17 protein-coding genes are annotated in these 15,261 nt (G+C 66.1%); 13 read left to right on the forward strand and 4 right to left on the reverse strand.

Features of this window, described 5'->3' with window-relative positions:
- Positions 1-45: 45 nt before the first annotated feature.
- Both ACEN9H_RS00615 and ACEN9H_RS00620 read left to right on the forward strand, forming a co-directional pair.
- Positions 46-1,320 carry a S8 family serine peptidase gene (locus ACEN9H_RS00615; RefSeq protein WP_413673429.1) on the forward strand — a complete coding sequence of 425 codons (1,275 nt, stop codon included), beginning with the start codon at positions 46-48 and terminating at the stop codon, positions 1,318-1,320.
- Between the two features lie 95 nt (positions 1,321-1,415).
- The gene (locus ACEN9H_RS00620; RefSeq protein WP_413673430.1) at positions 1,416-1,979 is read left to right on the forward strand and encodes a hypothetical protein; all 564 of its coding nucleotides are present in this window, start codon (positions 1,416-1,418) and stop codon (positions 1,977-1,979) included.
- A 4-nt stretch (positions 1,980-1,983) separates the two neighbouring features.
- Here ACEN9H_RS00620 and ACEN9H_RS00625 read toward each other — a convergent pair whose 3' ends face one another.
- Positions 1,984-2,760, reverse strand: a complete 777-nt coding sequence (locus ACEN9H_RS00625; protein WP_413673431.1) for a hypothetical protein — start codon at positions 2,758-2,760, stop codon at positions 1,984-1,986.
- 226 nt (positions 2,761-2,986) lie between these two features.
- Here ACEN9H_RS00625 and ACEN9H_RS00630 point away from each other — a divergent pair, with 226 nt between their 5' ends.
- Both ACEN9H_RS00630 and ACEN9H_RS00635 read left to right on the forward strand, forming a co-directional pair.
- A complete protein-coding gene (locus ACEN9H_RS00630; RefSeq protein ID WP_371767323.1) occupies positions 2,987-3,181 on the forward strand; it encodes a hypothetical protein in 195 nt (64 codons plus the stop codon).
- A 20-nt stretch (positions 3,182-3,201) separates the two neighbouring features.
- Positions 3,202-3,372, forward strand: a complete 171-nt coding sequence (locus ACEN9H_RS00635; protein ID WP_413381527.1) for a hypothetical protein — start codon at positions 3,202-3,204, stop codon at positions 3,370-3,372.
- 344 nt (positions 3,373-3,716) lie between these two features.
- Here ACEN9H_RS00635 and ACEN9H_RS00640 read toward each other — a convergent pair whose 3' ends face one another.
- Together ACEN9H_RS00640 and ACEN9H_RS00645 are read right to left on the reverse strand one after the other, a co-directional pair.
- Entirely contained in the window at positions 3,717-4,424 is a 708-nt protein-coding gene (locus ACEN9H_RS00640) for a hypothetical protein (RefSeq protein ID WP_413673432.1), read from the reverse strand.
- A gap of 23 nt (positions 4,425-4,447) precedes the next feature.
- Positions 4,448-5,047: a hypothetical protein gene (locus tag ACEN9H_RS00645; RefSeq protein ID WP_413673433.1), complete on the reverse strand. Its 600-nt coding sequence runs from the start codon at positions 5,045-5,047 to the stop codon at positions 4,448-4,450.
- A 232-nt stretch (positions 5,048-5,279) separates the two neighbouring features.
- Between ACEN9H_RS00645 and ACEN9H_RS00650 the strand changes: the two genes are divergently transcribed.
- Together ACEN9H_RS00650 and hrcA are read left to right on the forward strand one after the other, a co-directional pair.
- Positions 5,280-6,002 (forward strand): HAD family hydrolase, encoded by a 723-nt coding sequence (locus ACEN9H_RS00650; RefSeq protein WP_413673434.1) that lies wholly within the window; start codon positions 5,280-5,282, stop codon positions 6,000-6,002.
- A 60-nt stretch (positions 6,003-6,062) separates the two neighbouring features.
- Entirely contained in the window at positions 6,063-7,076 is a 1,014-nt protein-coding gene (hrcA, locus tag ACEN9H_RS00655; RefSeq protein ID WP_056123982.1) for a heat-inducible transcriptional repressor HrcA, read from the forward strand.
- A 16-nt stretch (positions 7,077-7,092) separates the two neighbouring features.
- On the opposite strand, the gene fur is transcribed toward hrcA, so the two are convergent.
- Positions 7,093-7,521 carry a ferric iron uptake transcriptional regulator gene (gene fur / locus ACEN9H_RS00660; RefSeq protein WP_036234473.1) on the reverse strand — a complete coding sequence of 143 codons (429 nt, stop codon included), beginning with the start codon at positions 7,519-7,521 and terminating at the stop codon, positions 7,093-7,095.
- Positions 7,522-7,602: 81 nt separating this feature from the next.
- On the opposite strand from fur, the gene ACEN9H_RS00665 reads away from it, so the two are divergent.
- The 7 genes from ACEN9H_RS00665 to ACEN9H_RS00695 all read left to right on the forward strand — a co-directional run bounded on the left by ACEN9H_RS00665 (position 7,603) and on the right by ACEN9H_RS00695 (position 15,075).
- The gene (locus tag ACEN9H_RS00665) at positions 7,603-8,220 is read left to right on the forward strand and encodes an outer membrane protein assembly factor BamE (RefSeq protein WP_082577466.1); all 618 of its coding nucleotides are present in this window, start codon (positions 7,603-7,605) and stop codon (positions 8,218-8,220) included.
- Complete coding sequence (gene dapB, locus ACEN9H_RS00670) at positions 8,220-9,029, forward strand: 4-hydroxy-tetrahydrodipicolinate reductase (RefSeq protein WP_413673435.1); 810 nt, start codon at positions 8,220-8,222, stop codon at positions 9,027-9,029. Before ACEN9H_RS00665 ends, dapB begins: the two co-directional genes overlap by 1 nt.
- Positions 9,030-9,197: 168 nt before the next feature.
- Positions 9,198-9,524: a barstar family protein gene (locus ACEN9H_RS00675; protein WP_056123988.1), complete on the forward strand. Its 327-nt coding sequence runs from the start codon at positions 9,198-9,200 to the stop codon at positions 9,522-9,524.
- A gap of 60 nt (positions 9,525-9,584) precedes the next feature.
- Complete coding sequence (gene leuS / locus ACEN9H_RS00680; RefSeq protein ID WP_413673436.1) at positions 9,585-12,230, forward strand: leucine--tRNA ligase; 2,646 nt, start codon at positions 9,585-9,587, stop codon at positions 12,228-12,230.
- A gap of 3 nt (positions 12,231-12,233) precedes the next feature.
- Positions 12,234-12,755 carry an LPS assembly lipoprotein LptE gene (gene lptE / locus ACEN9H_RS00685; protein ID WP_056123993.1) on the forward strand — a complete coding sequence of 174 codons (522 nt, stop codon included), beginning with the start codon at positions 12,234-12,236 and terminating at the stop codon, positions 12,753-12,755.
- A gap of 15 nt (positions 12,756-12,770) precedes the next feature.
- A complete protein-coding gene (gene holA / locus ACEN9H_RS00690) occupies positions 12,771-13,787 on the forward strand; it encodes a DNA polymerase III subunit delta (protein ID WP_056123998.1) in 1,017 nt (338 codons plus the stop codon).
- Positions 13,788-13,809: 22 nt separating this feature from the next.
- Complete coding sequence (locus ACEN9H_RS00695) at positions 13,810-15,075, forward strand: glutamate-5-semialdehyde dehydrogenase (protein WP_413673437.1); 1,266 nt, start codon at positions 13,810-13,812, stop codon at positions 15,073-15,075.
- Positions 15,076-15,261: the final 186 nt, after the last annotated feature.

Consider the following 15,261-nt stretch of genomic DNA (forward strand, 5'->3'; position numbering starts at 1 on the left):
GCCGTTCGTTATTGGGGTATTCAGCCAATCATATATGATCCATTCATGAGTCTCTTCGTAAATATGCGTGCTCTCGTGGCCCTGGCACTGCTGTGCGGCACGGCCTCCGCGCACGCGCAGCTGGGCCTGCCCTCGCTGCCGCTGCCCAGCCGCATCGGCCCGCTGGGGCTGGACGGCGTGCGCCGCCCGGTCGACCGGTTGCTCGACCGCGCGCCGTTGCCGGATCTCGGCAACCTGCGCCTCGACACCGTCCGGCGCCTGCTGCGCGACAATCCGGACCAGTTGGAGGCCGACCCGCGCGGCGAGCCGGCATTGCGCGGCGAGGTGCTGGCGGGGGCGCCGTCCGAGGCGGCCTTGCAGGCGGCGCGCGACGCGGGCGCGGCGGTCGTGCGCGACGAGGTGCTGCCGGGGCTGGGCGAGCGCATGGTGGTGCTGCGCCTGCCTGCCGGTGCGTCGACCGCGGCCATGGTCGAACGCCTGCGCGCCATCGATCCGGACGGCAGCTACGATTTCAATCATGTCTACACGGGCAGCGGGGCGGCCGGCGGCATGCGCGCCGGGGAGGGGGCCGCCGTGCGCATCGGCCTCGTTGACAGCGGCGTCGATGGCGACCACCCCGTGTTCGAGGATGCCGCGATCACGCGCTGGGGCTGCGGCGGCCAGGCGATTCCCGCGCCGCACGGCACGGCGGTGGCGGCGCTGATGGTCGGGCGTTCCGACTACCTGCGCGGCGCGGCGCCGGGCGCGCGCCTGTACGCGGCCGACGTGTACTGCGGCAGCCCGGTGGGCGGCGCGGCCGACCGCATCGCCGCCGCGCTGGGCTGGCTCGACCAGCAGCAGGTCGGCGTCGTCAACATCAGCCTCGTCGGCCCGGCCAATGCCCTGCTGGCGCGGGCCGTCGCGGCGATGCAGGCGCGGGGACACCTGCTCGTGGCCGCCGTCGGCAACGACGGGCCGGCGGCACCGCCGCTGTATCCGGCCAGTTATCCCGGCGTCGTCGGCGTGACGGGCGTCGACCGGCGCGGCCGGCCGCTGCCGGAAGCGGCACGCGGGCCGCAAGTGAAATTCGCCGCCCCGGGCAGCCAGATGGTCAGCGCCGCGCCGGGCACGCCGCCGTACCGCCAGGTGCGCGGCACGTCGTTCGCGGCGCCCATCGTCGCGGCCCTGCTGGCGCAGCGGCTGCCCCGGCCGGACCCGACCGGCGCCGCGCGCGCCGTGGACGCGCTCGCGCGCGAGGCCGGCGGCGCGGTCGCGAACGACGAGACCGGGTACGGCATCGTCGGCGCGAACCTGCGTACGGACCCGGCGGACCTGCGTTGAAAAATTTTTTTGAAGGGATGGAAGAAAACGGCGAGCCCATCCGTTTTCCTTGTATCGGCGGTGACAGACACCGCCCCATCACAAGGAGAACAGTCATGAAAGCCAAGTACATCACCCTCGTCCTCGCCCTCGGTCTGGCCACCCAGGCCCACGCGCAGCTGCTCGGCGGCCGGCTCGGCGGCTCATTGGGCGGCTCGCTGGGCGGTTCCATGGGCGGCCTCAGCGGGATGAGCGGCATGAACGACATGGGCCGCGTGCACACGATGGGCGGCACGCTGCGCGACGAGACGGCTGGCCGCGCCCGCCGCGCCACCAGCCAGCCGGAAGCCGAGAGCGCACCCGCGCAGCGACCGGGCCTGCTGGCGGGCGCCGGCAGCCTGGCAGGAAATGCGAGCGCCGGAAGCGCAGCCCGCGCAGAGGGATCCGGCTCCGCCAGCGTGGATGGTCGTGCCGTCACCGGGGCACTCGGCGGTGCCGCCGGCGCGGCCCGTGGCGCGGCAGGCGCCGCCCGCGGTGCCGTCGGCTCGGTTCGCGACACGGCATCGTCCATGAGCGGCAGCGTGGCCGTCGAAGGCAGCGCGAGCGGTTCAGCGGCGGGCAGCGCGGGCGGCTCGGGCACGGGCGCGAGCCAGGCATCCGGTACCGCGTCGCGCCAGTAAGACGTTACATGTCCCCTTGCCAGTACCGGCGCGCCTTGTCGAACACGCGCGCGCCGATCTTTCTTCCCACGTCCTGACCGGGCCCCGGTCCCGCCTGCGCCGCCAGGTCCGTGAATGTGGCGTCGTCCAGGATGTCGCTGCCCGTGAAGCGGCGCAGCGCCTCGGCGGCGGCAAAGGCGGCGCACACGCCGTCGCGCGCGGCGTGGTCCGCGTCGGCCAGCGCATTGGCCAGCACGAAGAACAGCAGCACGTCGCGGTCGTCGTCATGCCCGGCGCGAAGGGACACGCGCTGCGCCACGTCGCACCACACCGCGACGAGCGCCGGCGGCCGTGCGGCGGCGGCCGGGCGGACCTCGGCCGGCATCAGCGCGAACGGCTGGTCGCGGTGGCGGACGTCGAGCAGCGCGGCCGCCTGCATGCGCCCGATGCCCGCGGGCGTGAACAGACCGGCATCCGTGCCCGCATCCGCCCCGGACCGGGCGTCCAGGCCGGCGAGGACGGCATGGGCCGCATGACCCATCGCGGCGGCCTGGCTGGCGGCGTCGCGTTCGGCCCGCGGCAGGCGCACGGCCACGCCATGCGCGGTCTGGCGGGCGTGATCGTCGTACGCCGCCCACGCGTTGTACATGCAGGTATGCACGAGGGCGAGCGCACGCGCGGGCTCATGTGCGAGTGCCACGGTGCCGATCGTCCCGAGTGCCAGCGCATTCCAGGCCCGCACCGTCGCCAGGGGCGTAGCCGCCCTGTTTGCCTCGAGTTCCAGGATGTTTTGCCGATCCATGCCGCCCCCTTTGTGCCCTCGAGAAGTATCGCCAGCGAATCCGGCCCGGCTGTTGAGCGTTCTCATGCGTCAGCTGCTCATGCGGCAACGCACCATCCGCTTTTTGGGCGCGCTTTTGCTCCTTCCATCCCGTGTTTTTTGCGTTTCGTCGCACGCCGGTGGAAGGGAAGGGGGCGGTCGCCTACAGTGACACCATCGACGAAACAAACACACAAGGAGAGCCAAAATGAACGTCCTCAAACACATGGAAGCCATCTTCCTCGCAGCCGCCGTCCTCGTGGGTGTGACGAGCGCCGCACACGCCGCCAGCATCGCCAAGCACGCCCGCTACGACGCGCAGGTGACGATCGAAGGCCAGCAGATGGCCGTCGTCAAAGTGACCGCGAAACGCCTCGCCGCCGTCGACAAAGCCGCCATCTGAACACGTCAAGGAGAGCCCGAATGAACATCCTGAAAAACATGGAAGCCATCTTCCTCGCCGCCGCCGTCCTCGTGGGTGTGACGAGCGCCGCGCACGCCGCCAGCGTCGCCAAACACGAGCGCTACGATGCGCAGGTAACGATCGAAGGCCAGCAGATGGCCGTCGTCAAAGTGACCGCGAAGCGCCCGTAACACCGGTAGTGGAAGCAGCTGCCGCCCGGCAGTGAAGACGCAGAACGCGCAGCTCGAGAGCGCCGTTCGGCCCCGGCCCCAGAGGCCAATCGCACCAGACAATACCGGCACCTCCGCCGGCACCCGCAGACCTTGACCAGCCGCGACGGCATGCCGCCGCAGGGACGCTTGTTGCTGTATGGGCGAAAAAAAAGCCCGCTGTTGAGGCGGGCTTAAATCCAATTCTTTCTGAGGAGAGTTGGAGGAGACAGGTGCAATTATGCTGCGCTACAGCATATCAGTCCAATTTTTGTTTCGCATATTCGTTATAAGAATTTGCGATATCTCATCCATGCTCTCTGGGCTCAGTTATTGACGCAGGTCACGACCAGGTTGCCCACGCCGCCTGCCGCTTCCGCCGCATCGTCCATCGTGCCGCCGCCGAAGCCGTTCGCGCCGCCGGTAACGGTGCAGGTCTGGGCCGGGCTGGTGGGCTGGGTCAGGACGGTCACGCCATAAGTCGTGTTGTACGGAACCGAGTTCATGACGAGGGGCACGTCCGCGCCGGTCGGCTTCTGGTTGGCGTCCAGCGCGGGGCTGACGCCGATGGTGCCCGTCGTGCTGCCGTTTGCCAGGACGAGACCGGTACCGGTCAGGCCCTTGACCGTGCCGCCGAGCGGGTAGGCGTTGATGGCGCAGACGAAGCGGATGTCGATCCTGGCCAGTTGGCCGGCCGTGCCGTACGGCAGGTATGGCGACGCCGCGCATTGCTGGTGTTTCGGCTGGGTGCCGCCCACCGGGGTGTGATTGGTGACGACCGCGCCTTTCGGGATCACTTCATAGACCTGGCCGTATTCGATCTGGTTCGGGAAGACGGCCGTGACGTCCTGGCCGGCCGTGGCCGGCGGATTGACGGGCAGGTCCTGGCCGTTCGTGCTCAGGACCAGGCCCGGGTATTGCAGGCCGGAGACCGTGATGTTGATCGGGAACGTGGCCTTGCCGCCACCGCCGCAGGCGGCCAGCGTGGCCAGGATCGCGAGGGCAACGGCCGGACGCGCGAGGGAAAACTTCATGTGGGTCTCTCCAGATTCCAGATTTAAGCGCAGGTGACGGTGACGGTCGTGTCTTCGGTCGCGCCCATAGTGCCCGCACCCTTGCCGTTGCCGCCGCCGCTGACGGTGCAGGTCTGGCCGGCCGGCTGCTGCAGGACGGTGACGCCGTACGCGCCGTCTTCGTTCACGGGTGCCATCGCCACGGTTGCGGTGCCCGCCGCGACTTCCTTGCGGTCGGCGCCATTGATGATCACGAGGCCGCTGGTCGTCAGGTTGACGATGCTCGCGGTCAATTTACGCTGGCGGATCGCGCAGTCCACGCGGATCTGTGCGATCGTGTAGTAGTTGGCGCGCGCCTTGCCGTTGGTAACGATGCAATCCGAGATCTTCTCGACGTTCGACGGGACGCTCTTGACCGTGATGTTGAACTGGTCGTCGGTCGAGATGCGGTTGTTGAACTGGAACGAGGTGTAGGGCGTCGTCACGGCCAGGTCTTCGCCGTTATTCGTCAGCACCAGACCGTCCTTGGTGACGTTATAGACCGCGCCGGTCAGGTACAGGTCGCCGCTCCCGCCGCCGCAGGCGGACAGGCCCAGCGCGCATGCCAGCGCTACAACGCCGGCACGCAGGATCGAGCTCTTCATAAAATCTCCACAGTGGAATGGGTGGCGCGCGGACGCTGCGCCGGTACGGCTGAATAGAAAAATGCCCATCATTTTAGTGCATTTGGCAAGCGGCGGCCCTATTTGGCTTTGTATCACGGTGTAACCATGAGCCCGTGTCCGGGGCGCCATTGCTTTTCAGCGCTGCCCTCGTTATGCTTGGACCGCTCCTTTCCACTCTCCAAGCTTCGTTTCCGGAGCCGCAATCCCGACCATGAACACGCGCCGCGCCTGGCCCAAAGCCATCCTGTTCGACCTCGACGACACGCTGTGGCCCATCGCTCCCGTGATCCTGCAGGCCGAAGAGAAGCTGTTCGCGTGGCTGCGCGAGCACGCGCCGCGCGTGGCCGAGCGTTTCACCATCGACACCCTGCGCCAGGCGCGCCTGGAGCTGCTGGCGAGGAAGCCCGAATTCCAGCTCGATCTCGGCAAGCTGCGCCATGCCGGCCTCGTCGACGCCTTCCAGCAGGCCGGCGAGGATGCCGCCAAGGTCGAGCACGCGATGGCGCAGTTCTTCGCCGCGCGCAATGCCGTGATCCCGTACGACGACGTGCTGCCGGGCCTGCTGAAACTGAAGAACCGCGTGCTGATCGGGTCGATCTCGAACGGCAACGCCGACCTGCGCACGATCGGCCTGTCGCACCATTTCAAGGTGTCGGTGGCGGCGTCGGCGTTCGGCGTCGCCAAGCCGGATGCGGCGATCTTCCTGGCCGCCTGCGAGGAGCTGGGCGTGGCGCCCGAGGATGCGGTCTACGTCGGCGACGACGTGCTGCTCGACGTGCAGGGCGCCCAGCGCGCCGGCCTGCGCGCCGTGTGGATGAACCGCACGGGTTCGACGAAGCACATGGAGCACGAAGTCGTGCCGGATGCGATCGTAAGCGACTTCGACGAGTTGCTGGACTGGCTCACGCGCGAACACGAACAACAGCGCGGATAAAGCACAAGCGCGCATCGAACGTGCATAATGACATAAATGAAACGAAATCCTGGCTAGACCATGCAACTCGATAACCGTGCACAAACCCTGTTGAAAGCCCTGGTCGAGCGCTACATCGCCGACGGCCAGCCGGTCGGTTCGCGCGCGCTGTCGAAGATCTCCGGCCTCGACCTTTCTCCGGCCACGATCCGCAACATCATGGCCGACCTCGAGGAAATGGGCTACGTCGCCAGTCCGCACACGTCGGCCGGCCGCATTCCCACGCCGCGCGGCTACCGCCTGTTCGTCGACACGCTGCTTACCGTGCAGCAGATCGACGAGAACGCGGTCGAAGCCGGCATGCGCCTGCCCGCGCACCAGCCGCAGAAAGTGATCGCGAACGCGGCGCAAATGCTGTCGTCGCTGTCGCAGTTCGCCGGCGTCGTGCAGAGCCCGCGGCGCGAATCGGCGTTCCAGCAGATCGAATTTCTGCGCCTGTCGGAAAAGCGCATCCTGCTCGTCATCGTCGACCCGCGCGGCGACGTGCAGAACCGCCTGCTGCTGACCGACGTGGATTATTCGCCGTCTCAGCTGATCCAGTCCGCGAATTACCTGAACCAGCATTTCGCCGGCCTGTCGTTCGACCAGGTGCGCGCGCGCCTGACGGGAGAATTGCGCCAGCTGCGCGACGACATGGGCCGCCTGATGCAGGCCGCGGTGGAGGCGGGCAGCGAAGCGCTGGCCGAGACGGACGACATGATCATCGCGGGCGAACGCAATCTGCTCTCGGTAGCCGACCTGTCGTCCAACATGAGCTCGCTACGCCAGATGTTCGAGATGTTCGAGCAGAAGACGGGCCTCATGCAACTGCTCGACGTGTCGAGCAAGGCCGGGGGCGTGCAAATCTTCATCGGCGGCGAATCGAAGCTCGTGCCGATGGACGAGATGAGTGTCGTCACCGCGCCGTACGAAGTGAATGGCAAGATCGTCGGCACCCTCGGCGTCATCGGGCCCACGCGCATGGCCTATGAGCGCGTGATCCCGATCGTCGACATCACGGCCAAGCTGCTGTCGAATGCGCTGAGCCACTCTTGAGCGGAGCGGCAGGCGGTCAGTGCCGGTGCGGGCAATCCGTCTTCTGGCAGTGGCCGTAGATGGCCAGGGCGTGCTCGGCGATCTTGAAGCCGCGTTCGCTGGCGATCTTCTGCTGGCGGCTTTCGATCTCGTCGTCGTAGAACTCTTCCACGTGGCCGCAGTCGAGACACACGAGGTGATCGTGATGCGAGCCGGCGTTCAGCTCGTAGATCGCCTTGCCGGTTTCAAAGTGATTGCGGTTCAGGAGGCCGGCCTGTTCGAACTGGGTCAGCACCCGGTAGACGGTCGCCAGGCCCACGTCCATGTTTTCGTTCAGCAGGGTCTTGTAGACGTCTTCCGCCGTCAGGTGCCGCACCGCGCTGTTCTGGAAAATTTCCAGGATTTTTAGCCGAGGCAAGGTCGCTTTCAGGCCGCTGGCTTTCAGGTCGGTTGGATTGTTGCTCATGTTTTGTTACTCGGATATGGGCGGAGTGCTTTATGATATAGCGTTTTACAAGCTCCCGCCTCATCGATTTTAAGGTCAGATATGCGCACTAAAGCCGTTTTCCATCGTTCCCACGCACGGGCAGCGCTCGTGGCCGGCCTCGCCTGCATGACGCTGGCGCTGTCCGGCTGCGCGGCCTGGCGTAACCAGACCAAGCCGGCGGCGCCGGTGAGCACCGCCCCCGACGCGGTCGCCGCCGATGCCGGCAAATCGGCGGCAATCGCGAATTCGGGCGCGCAGACGACGACCGTCACCAAGCTGCAGAAATTCCTGTGGATTTTCTCGCCGTACCGGCCGGATATCCAGCAGGGCAATTTCGTGTCGCAGGAAATGCTGAACCAGCTGAAGGTCGGCCAGACCCGCGACCAGGTGAGATTCATCCTCGGCAGCCCGCTGCTGCAGGACGCCTTCCACAAGGACCGCTGGGATTACCCGTTCTACCTTGCGCGCGGTAACGGCGAGCTGACCACCAGCCGCGTCACCGTCTACTTCAAGGACGACAAGGTCGACCACTTCGACGGCGGCAACCTGCCGACGGAACGCGAATACATCAATCGCCTGATCGGCATCTCGAAATACGAAACCAAGACCGAGCAGGAATCGCTGGACGAGCTCAAGCGCAAGCGCGACGAGGCTGCGAAAGGCGGCGGAGGACAATAATGACCCAACTGAAAATCGCCGTCGCCGGCGCCAGCGGCCGCATGGGCCGCATGCTGATCGAAGCCATCGCCGCCGCGCCGGACGCCGTCCTCGCCGGCGCCCTCGACCGCGAAGGCAACCCGTTCATCAATTCGGACGCGGGCGCGTTTTCCGGCCAGCTGACCGGCGTCGTGATCCAGTCCGACCTGGCCAAGGGCCTGGCGGACGCCGACTTCCTGATCGATTTCACGCGCCCGGAAGGCACGCTGCAGCACCTGGAATACTGCGCGGCGCACGGCATCAAGATGATCATCGGCACCACCGGTTTCGATGACGCCGGCAAGGCCGCCATCCGCGCCGCCGCCGAGAAGACCGCGATCGTCTTCGCCCCGAACATGAGCATCGGCGTGAACGTCACGCTGAAGCTGCTGGAAATGGCTGCCAAGAATTTCTCCGAGGGCTATGACATCGAGATCATCGAGGCCCACCACCGCCACAAGGTCGACGCCCCGTCCGGCACCGCGCTCAAGATGGGCGAAGTGATCGCCGACGCGCTGGGCCGCGACCTGAAGGAATGTGCCGTCTACGGCCGCGAAGGCGTGACGGGCGAGCGCGACCCGTCGACGATCGGCTTCGCCACCGTGCGCGGCGGCGACATCGTGGGCGACCACACCGTGCTGTTCGCCGGCATCGGCGAGCGCATCGAGATCAGCCACAAATCGAGCAGCCGCGTCAGCTACGCCCAGGGCTCCCTGCGCGCCGCGCAGTATATTGCCGACAAGGCAACGGGGCTGTACGACATGCAGGACGTGCTGGGTCTCAAGGCCTGATCCGAACTGGACGGCCTGGCTGGCGATCTGCTGGCATACTGGCTACCAACCCGTCATCGTATAAATACCGTCATTCCCGCGCACGCGGGAATCCATGCTGAAGTGACCCCGGTCGGTTCAGCATGGGTTCCCGCTTTCGCGGGAACGACGCCTAATTGGAGATATCCCATGGCCACCGTCGAGCTCAACGGCGCCGCGATCACCGATGCGGAAAGCTTCCACGTCGAGAGCCAGCGTGCGTTCGGCTTCCCCGATTCGTACGCGCACACGATGGATTCCTGGGTCGATTGCCTGAGCTACCTGCGCGACGAGGACGGCATGAGCAGCGTCCGCCTGAAGAAGGACGAGGTGCTGCACATCGTCGTGACGCACTCGGAGGCCCTGCGCGAACGGGCGCCGGACGTGCTGGAAGAGATGGCCTTTTGCATCATCGGCATCAACGAGCGCTACGAGGACTACGGCGAGAAGGCGGCGCTTGAGCTCGAACTGCGGTAGGTCGCTTGTCATGTGACACGATATAATGTTCTGCTCACCTCCTTCAGTCCGCAGAACATCATGCAAGAAAAATATAGTCCAGCCGAAGTCGAACAGGCCGCGCAGGCCTACTGGAAGTCGATCGACGCGTATAAAGCCGTCGAGAACGACCCGCGTTTCCCGAAAGGCAAGTATTACGCCTGCTCGATGTTGCCTTACCCGTCGGGCAAGCTGCACATGGGTCACGTGCGCAACTATACGATCAATGACGTGATGTACCGCTACCTGCGGATGAACGGCTACAACGTGCTGATGCCGATGGGCTGGGACGCCTTCGGCATGCCCGCCGAGAACGCGGCGATGGCGAACAACGTGCCGCCGGCCCAGTGGACCTATTCGAACATCGCCCACATGCGCGGCCAGATGGAGTCGATGGGTCTCGCGATCGACTGGTCGCGCGAAATGACCGCGTGCAAGCCGGACTACTACAAGTGGAACCAGTGGATGTTCCTGAAGATGCTCGAGAAGGGCATCATCTACCAGAAGACCGGCACCGTGAACTGGGATCCGGTCGACCAGACCGTGCTCGCGAACGAGCAGGTCATCGACGGCAAGGGCTGGCGCTCGGGCGCGGTCGTCGAAAAGCGCGAGATCCCGATGTACTACGTGCGCATCACGGACTACGCCGACGAACTGCTGGACCACGTCGAGAACAAGCTGCCGGGCTGGCCGGAACGCGTGCGCATCATGCAGGCCAACTGGATCGGCAAGTCGACCGGCGTGCGCTTCGCGTTCCCGCACGTGATCATGGACGAGCAGGGTGAGCTCATCAACGAGGGCAAGCTGTACGTCTTCACGACGCGTGCCGACACGATCATGGGCGTGACCTTCTGCGCCGTCGCGCCGGAACACGCACTGGCCCAGCACGCGGCCAAGGACAATCCGGAACTGCAGGCGTTCATCGCCGAGTGCAAGCAGGGTTCCGTCATCGAAGCCGACATGGCGACGATGGAAAAGAAGGGCATGCCGACTGGCCTGTTCGTCACGCACCCGATCTCCGGCGAGCAGGTGCCGGTCTGGGTCGGCAACTACGTGCTGATCACGTACGGCGACGGCGCCGTGATGGGCGTGCCGGCCCACGACGAGCGCGACTTCGGCTTCGCGAAAAAATACGACCTGCCGATCAAGCAGGTGGTGGCGGTCGAAGGCGAGACGTTCTCGCTGGACGGCTGGCAGGAGTGGTACGGCGATAAAGAAAAGGGCGTCGTCATCAATTCGGGCAAGTACGACGGCCTGGATTACACGTCGGCCGTCAACGCCGTCGCGGGCGATCTCGCGAACCTGGAGCTGGGCGACAAGAAGGTCACGTTCCGCCTGCGCGACTGGGGCATCTCGCGCCAGCGCTACTGGGGCACGCCGATCCCGATGATCCACTGCGAGAAGTGCGGTACGGTGCCGGTCCCCGAGAAGGACCTGCCGGTCGTGCTGCCGGAAGACTGCGTCCCGGACGGTTCCGGCAACCCGCTGAAGAAACACGAGGCGTTCCTCAAGGTCGACTGCCCGTGCTGCGGCGCGCCGGCACGCCGCGAGACGGACACGATGGACACGTTCATCGACTCGTCCTGGTACTACATGCGCTATACGTCGCCGGGTTCGAACGACGCGATGGTCGACCCGGCCCGCAACGATTACTGGATGCCGATGGACCAGTACATCGGCGGCATCGAACACGCCGTGCTGCACCTGCTGTACGCGCGCTTCTGGACGAAGGTCATGCGCGACTTCGGCCTCGTGAAATTCGACGAGCCGTTCGTCAACCTGCTCACCCAGGGCATGGTGCTGAACGAGACCTATTATCGCGAAGACGCGTCGGGCAAGAAGACGTGGTACAACCCGGCCGACGTGAGCCTGACGTTCGACGACCGCGGCCGTCCGCAATCGGCGGTGCTGAAGGACGACGGCCAGCCGGTCGTCATCGGCGGCACCGAGAAGATGTCGAAGTCGAAGAACAACGGCATCGACCCGCAGGCGCAGATCGAGCAGTACGGCGCCGACACGGCCCGCCTGTTCACGATGTTCGCCGCGCCGCCGGAGCAGACGCTCGAGTGGTCGGAGTCGGGCGTCGAAGGCGCGAGCCGCTTCCTGCGCCGCGTCTGGGCGTTCGGTCATGCGAAGCAGCAGAGCGTGGCCGCTGCGCTGGCCGGCCAGCAGGCGGGAACCCTGGACGACGCGCAGAAAACGCTGCGCCGCGAAGTGCACAAGGTGCTGCAGCAGGCCGACTACGACTTCAAGCGGATCCAGTACAACACGGTCGTCTCGGCCTGCATGAAGATGCTCAATACGCTGGAGTCGGCCAAGCTGGCCGAGGGCGCCGCGAGCGATGCGGTGATCACGGAAGGCCTGTCGATCTTCCTGCGCATGCTGAACCCGGTCGCGCCGCACATCACGCACGCGCTGTGGCAGGAACTCGGCTACGCCGGCAAGTACGGCGACATCCTGAACGTGGCCTGGCCGGAAGTGGATCCGGCCGCGCTGGAGCAGGCCGAGATCGAGCTGATGATCCAGGTGAACGGCAAGCTGCGCGGATCGGTGAAGGTGCCGAAGGAGGCCGACAAGGCCGCCATCGAAGCCGCCGCGCTGGCGTCGGAAGCCGCACAGAAGTTCGTCGAAGGCACGCCGAAGAAGGTCATCGTCGTCCCCGGCAAACTGATCAACATCGTGGTGTAAGCCATGCGCGCCCTGACCCGGAAGTTGGCGGTGCGCGCGGCCGCGGCCCTGCTGGTGGCATCCGCCATCGCAGGCTGCGGCTTCCAGCTGCGCGGTTCGAACGGCAGCTACACGATGCCGTTCCACAGCATCTATCTCGGCTTCCCGGACACGTCCGCGCTGGGCACGGAACTCAAGCGCAACCTGCGCGCGACGGACCAGGTGGTCATCGCGGACAAGGCGGCGGATGCCGAGGCGCAGTTCGTGCTGCTGGGCGAGTCGCGCAACAAGTCCATCCTGTCGCTGAACAGCCTGGGCCGCGTGCGCGAATACCTGCTGACGTACACGATGTCGTTCACCGTGCGCGATGCGAAGGGCGCGGAACTGGTGCCGCCCACGCAGATCTCGCTGCGCCGGAACATGGCGTTCGACGAGACCCAGGTGCTGGCCAAGGAATCGGAAGAAGCGCTGCTGTACCGCGACATGCAGGCGGACCTCGTGCAGCAGATCATCCGCCGCCTCGCGTCGATCAAACCAGCGACTTGATTAAAAAGGACCACCATGCAGTTGCGGCCTGAGGCGCTCGACGGGCACCTCGCCAAGGGGCTCGCGCCCCTGTACGTGATCACCAGCGACGAGCACCTGCTCGCGCTGGAAGCGGCGGACAAGATCCGCCGTGCCGCGCGCGCGCAAGGGTATTCCGAGCGCGACGTGCTCACGGTCGAGCGCAACTTCAAATGGGGCGAGCTGCTGGCCGCCAACCAGGCCATGTCGCTGTTCGGCGACAAGAAGCTGATCGAGCTGCGCATCCCCGGCGGCAAGCCCGGCAAGGACGGCAGCGCGGCCCTGCAGAACTATGCGAAAGACCTGAATCCCGACAACCTCACCCTGGTCACCCTGCCGAAGCTGGACTGGCAGACGGCCAAGGCGTCGTGGGTGGCGGCGCTGCAGCAGGCGGCGGTCTACGTCGAGATCCCGAACGTGGAGCGCGCGCAGCTGCCGGGCTGGATCGGCACACGCCTGGCCGCGCAGAACCAGAGCGCGGACCGCCAGAGCCTGGACTTCATCGCCGACCGCGTCGAGGGCAATTTGCTGGCGGCGCACCAGGAAATCCAGAAGCTCGGCCTGCTGTACGAACCGGGCAGGCTGACGTACGAGCAGGTGCATGACGCCGTCCTGAACGTGGCGCGCTACGACGTCTTCAAACTGTCGGAAGCGATGCTGGCCGGCGACCCGGCGCGCCTCGTGCGCATGCTGGAAGGCCTGAAAGGCGAGGGCGAGGCGCTGCCGCTGGTGTTGTGGGCCGTCTCCGAAGAAATCCGTACGCTGCTAAAATTAAAGGCAGGGATGGCGCAGGGACGCCCGCTGGGCGCCCTGCTGAAGGAATACCGCATCTGGGGCCCGCGCGAGCGCATGATGGAACCGGCGTTGCGCCGGATCTCTCTGCCGACCCTGGAAGCCGCGCTGCAGCAGGCGGCGCAGGTCGACAGGATGGTCAAGGGCCTGCGCGCGAAGCAGTTCGCGGGCGACGCGTGGGATGCGATGCTGCAGCTGGCGTTGAAAGTCGCGTCGACATAACGAAATCACAGGAAGAAGCACGATGGATATCACCGAGACCATGCACACAATGGGCCGCCAGGCACGCGCGGCGTCGCGCGGCATGGCGCGCGCGGACAGCGCCACCCGCAACCAGGCCTTGCTGCTGATCGCCGCCGCCATCGAGCGCGACGCCGACCAGCTGCGTGCCGCCAACGCGCGCGACATGGAAGCGGCCGCCGCCGCCGGCCTGGAACCGGCGCTGCTGGACCGCCTCGCGCTGTCCGACAAGGCCATCGCCACGATGGTCGACGGCCTGCGCCAGATCGTCGCGCTGCCCGACCCGATCGGCGAGATCACCGACCTGAAATTCCGCCCGACGGGCATCCAGGTGGGCCGCATGCGCGTGCCGCTGGGCGTTATCGGCATCATCTACGAAGCGCGTCCGAACGTGACGGTCGACGCGGCCGGCCTGTGCATCAAGAGCGGCAACGCCGCCATCCTGCGCGGCGGCTCGGAAGCCATCCACTGCAACCGCGCGCTCGCGGCCCTCGTCGCCGAAGGCCTGCGCGGCGCCGGCCTGCCGGAACACGGCGTGCAGGTCGTCGAGACGACGGACCGCGCCGCAGTCGGCGCCCTCATCACGATGCCGGAATTCGTGGACGTGATCGTCCCGCGCGGCGGCAAGGGCCTCATCGCGCGCCTGATGAAGGAATCCACCGTCCCGATGATCAAGCACCTGGACGGCATCTGCCACGTCTACATCGACGCCAAGGCGGACATCGCCAAGGCGCTGCCGATCGCGATGAACGCGAAGACGCACCGCTACGGCACGTGCAACACGATGGAGACGCTGCTCGTCGCCCGCGCGATCGCCCCGACCGTGCTGCCGCAACTGGCCGAGCTGTACGCCACCAAGGAAGTAGAGTTGCGCGCGGATCCGGAAGCGCTGGCGATCCTGCAGGGCTATCCGCATCTGACCCCTGCGACGGAAGAGGACTGGAGCACGGAATACCTGGCGCCGATCCTCGCCGTGAAGATCGTGGACGGCATCGACGCGGCCATCGAGCACATCAACACGTATTCGTCGAAGCACACGGACGCCATCGTCACCGAGGACTACACGGACGCGATGCGCTTCCTGCGCGAAGTCGATTCGGCCTCGGTGATGATCAACGCATCGACGCGCTTCGCGGACGGCTTCGAATACGGCCTGGGCGCGGAGATCGGCATCTCGAACGACAAACTGCATGCGCGCGGCCCCGTTGGTCTGGAAGGCCTCACGTCGCTGAAATACGTGGTATTCGGCCACGGCGAAGTGCGCAAATAAATTCGGGGTCAGAGCACATTTTTCGGAAAATTCGGGGTCAGAGCACATTTGAGGACAATTGTTCCTACGTGCCTCTAATAGCTGCAGACTGCATCCGCGAGGCGGGAAGCGGGACTTCGTAGATCTCTTGGCGCCCGTAGATTCTTAAGAGCCATTGCGCAAAAAAGTGCTCTGACCCCGATTTTT

The sequence above is a fragment of the Massilia cellulosiltytica genome, assembly GCF_047325105.1.
Taxonomy (GTDB): Bacteria; Pseudomonadota; Gammaproteobacteria; order Burkholderiales; family Burkholderiaceae_D; genus Telluria; species Telluria orientalis.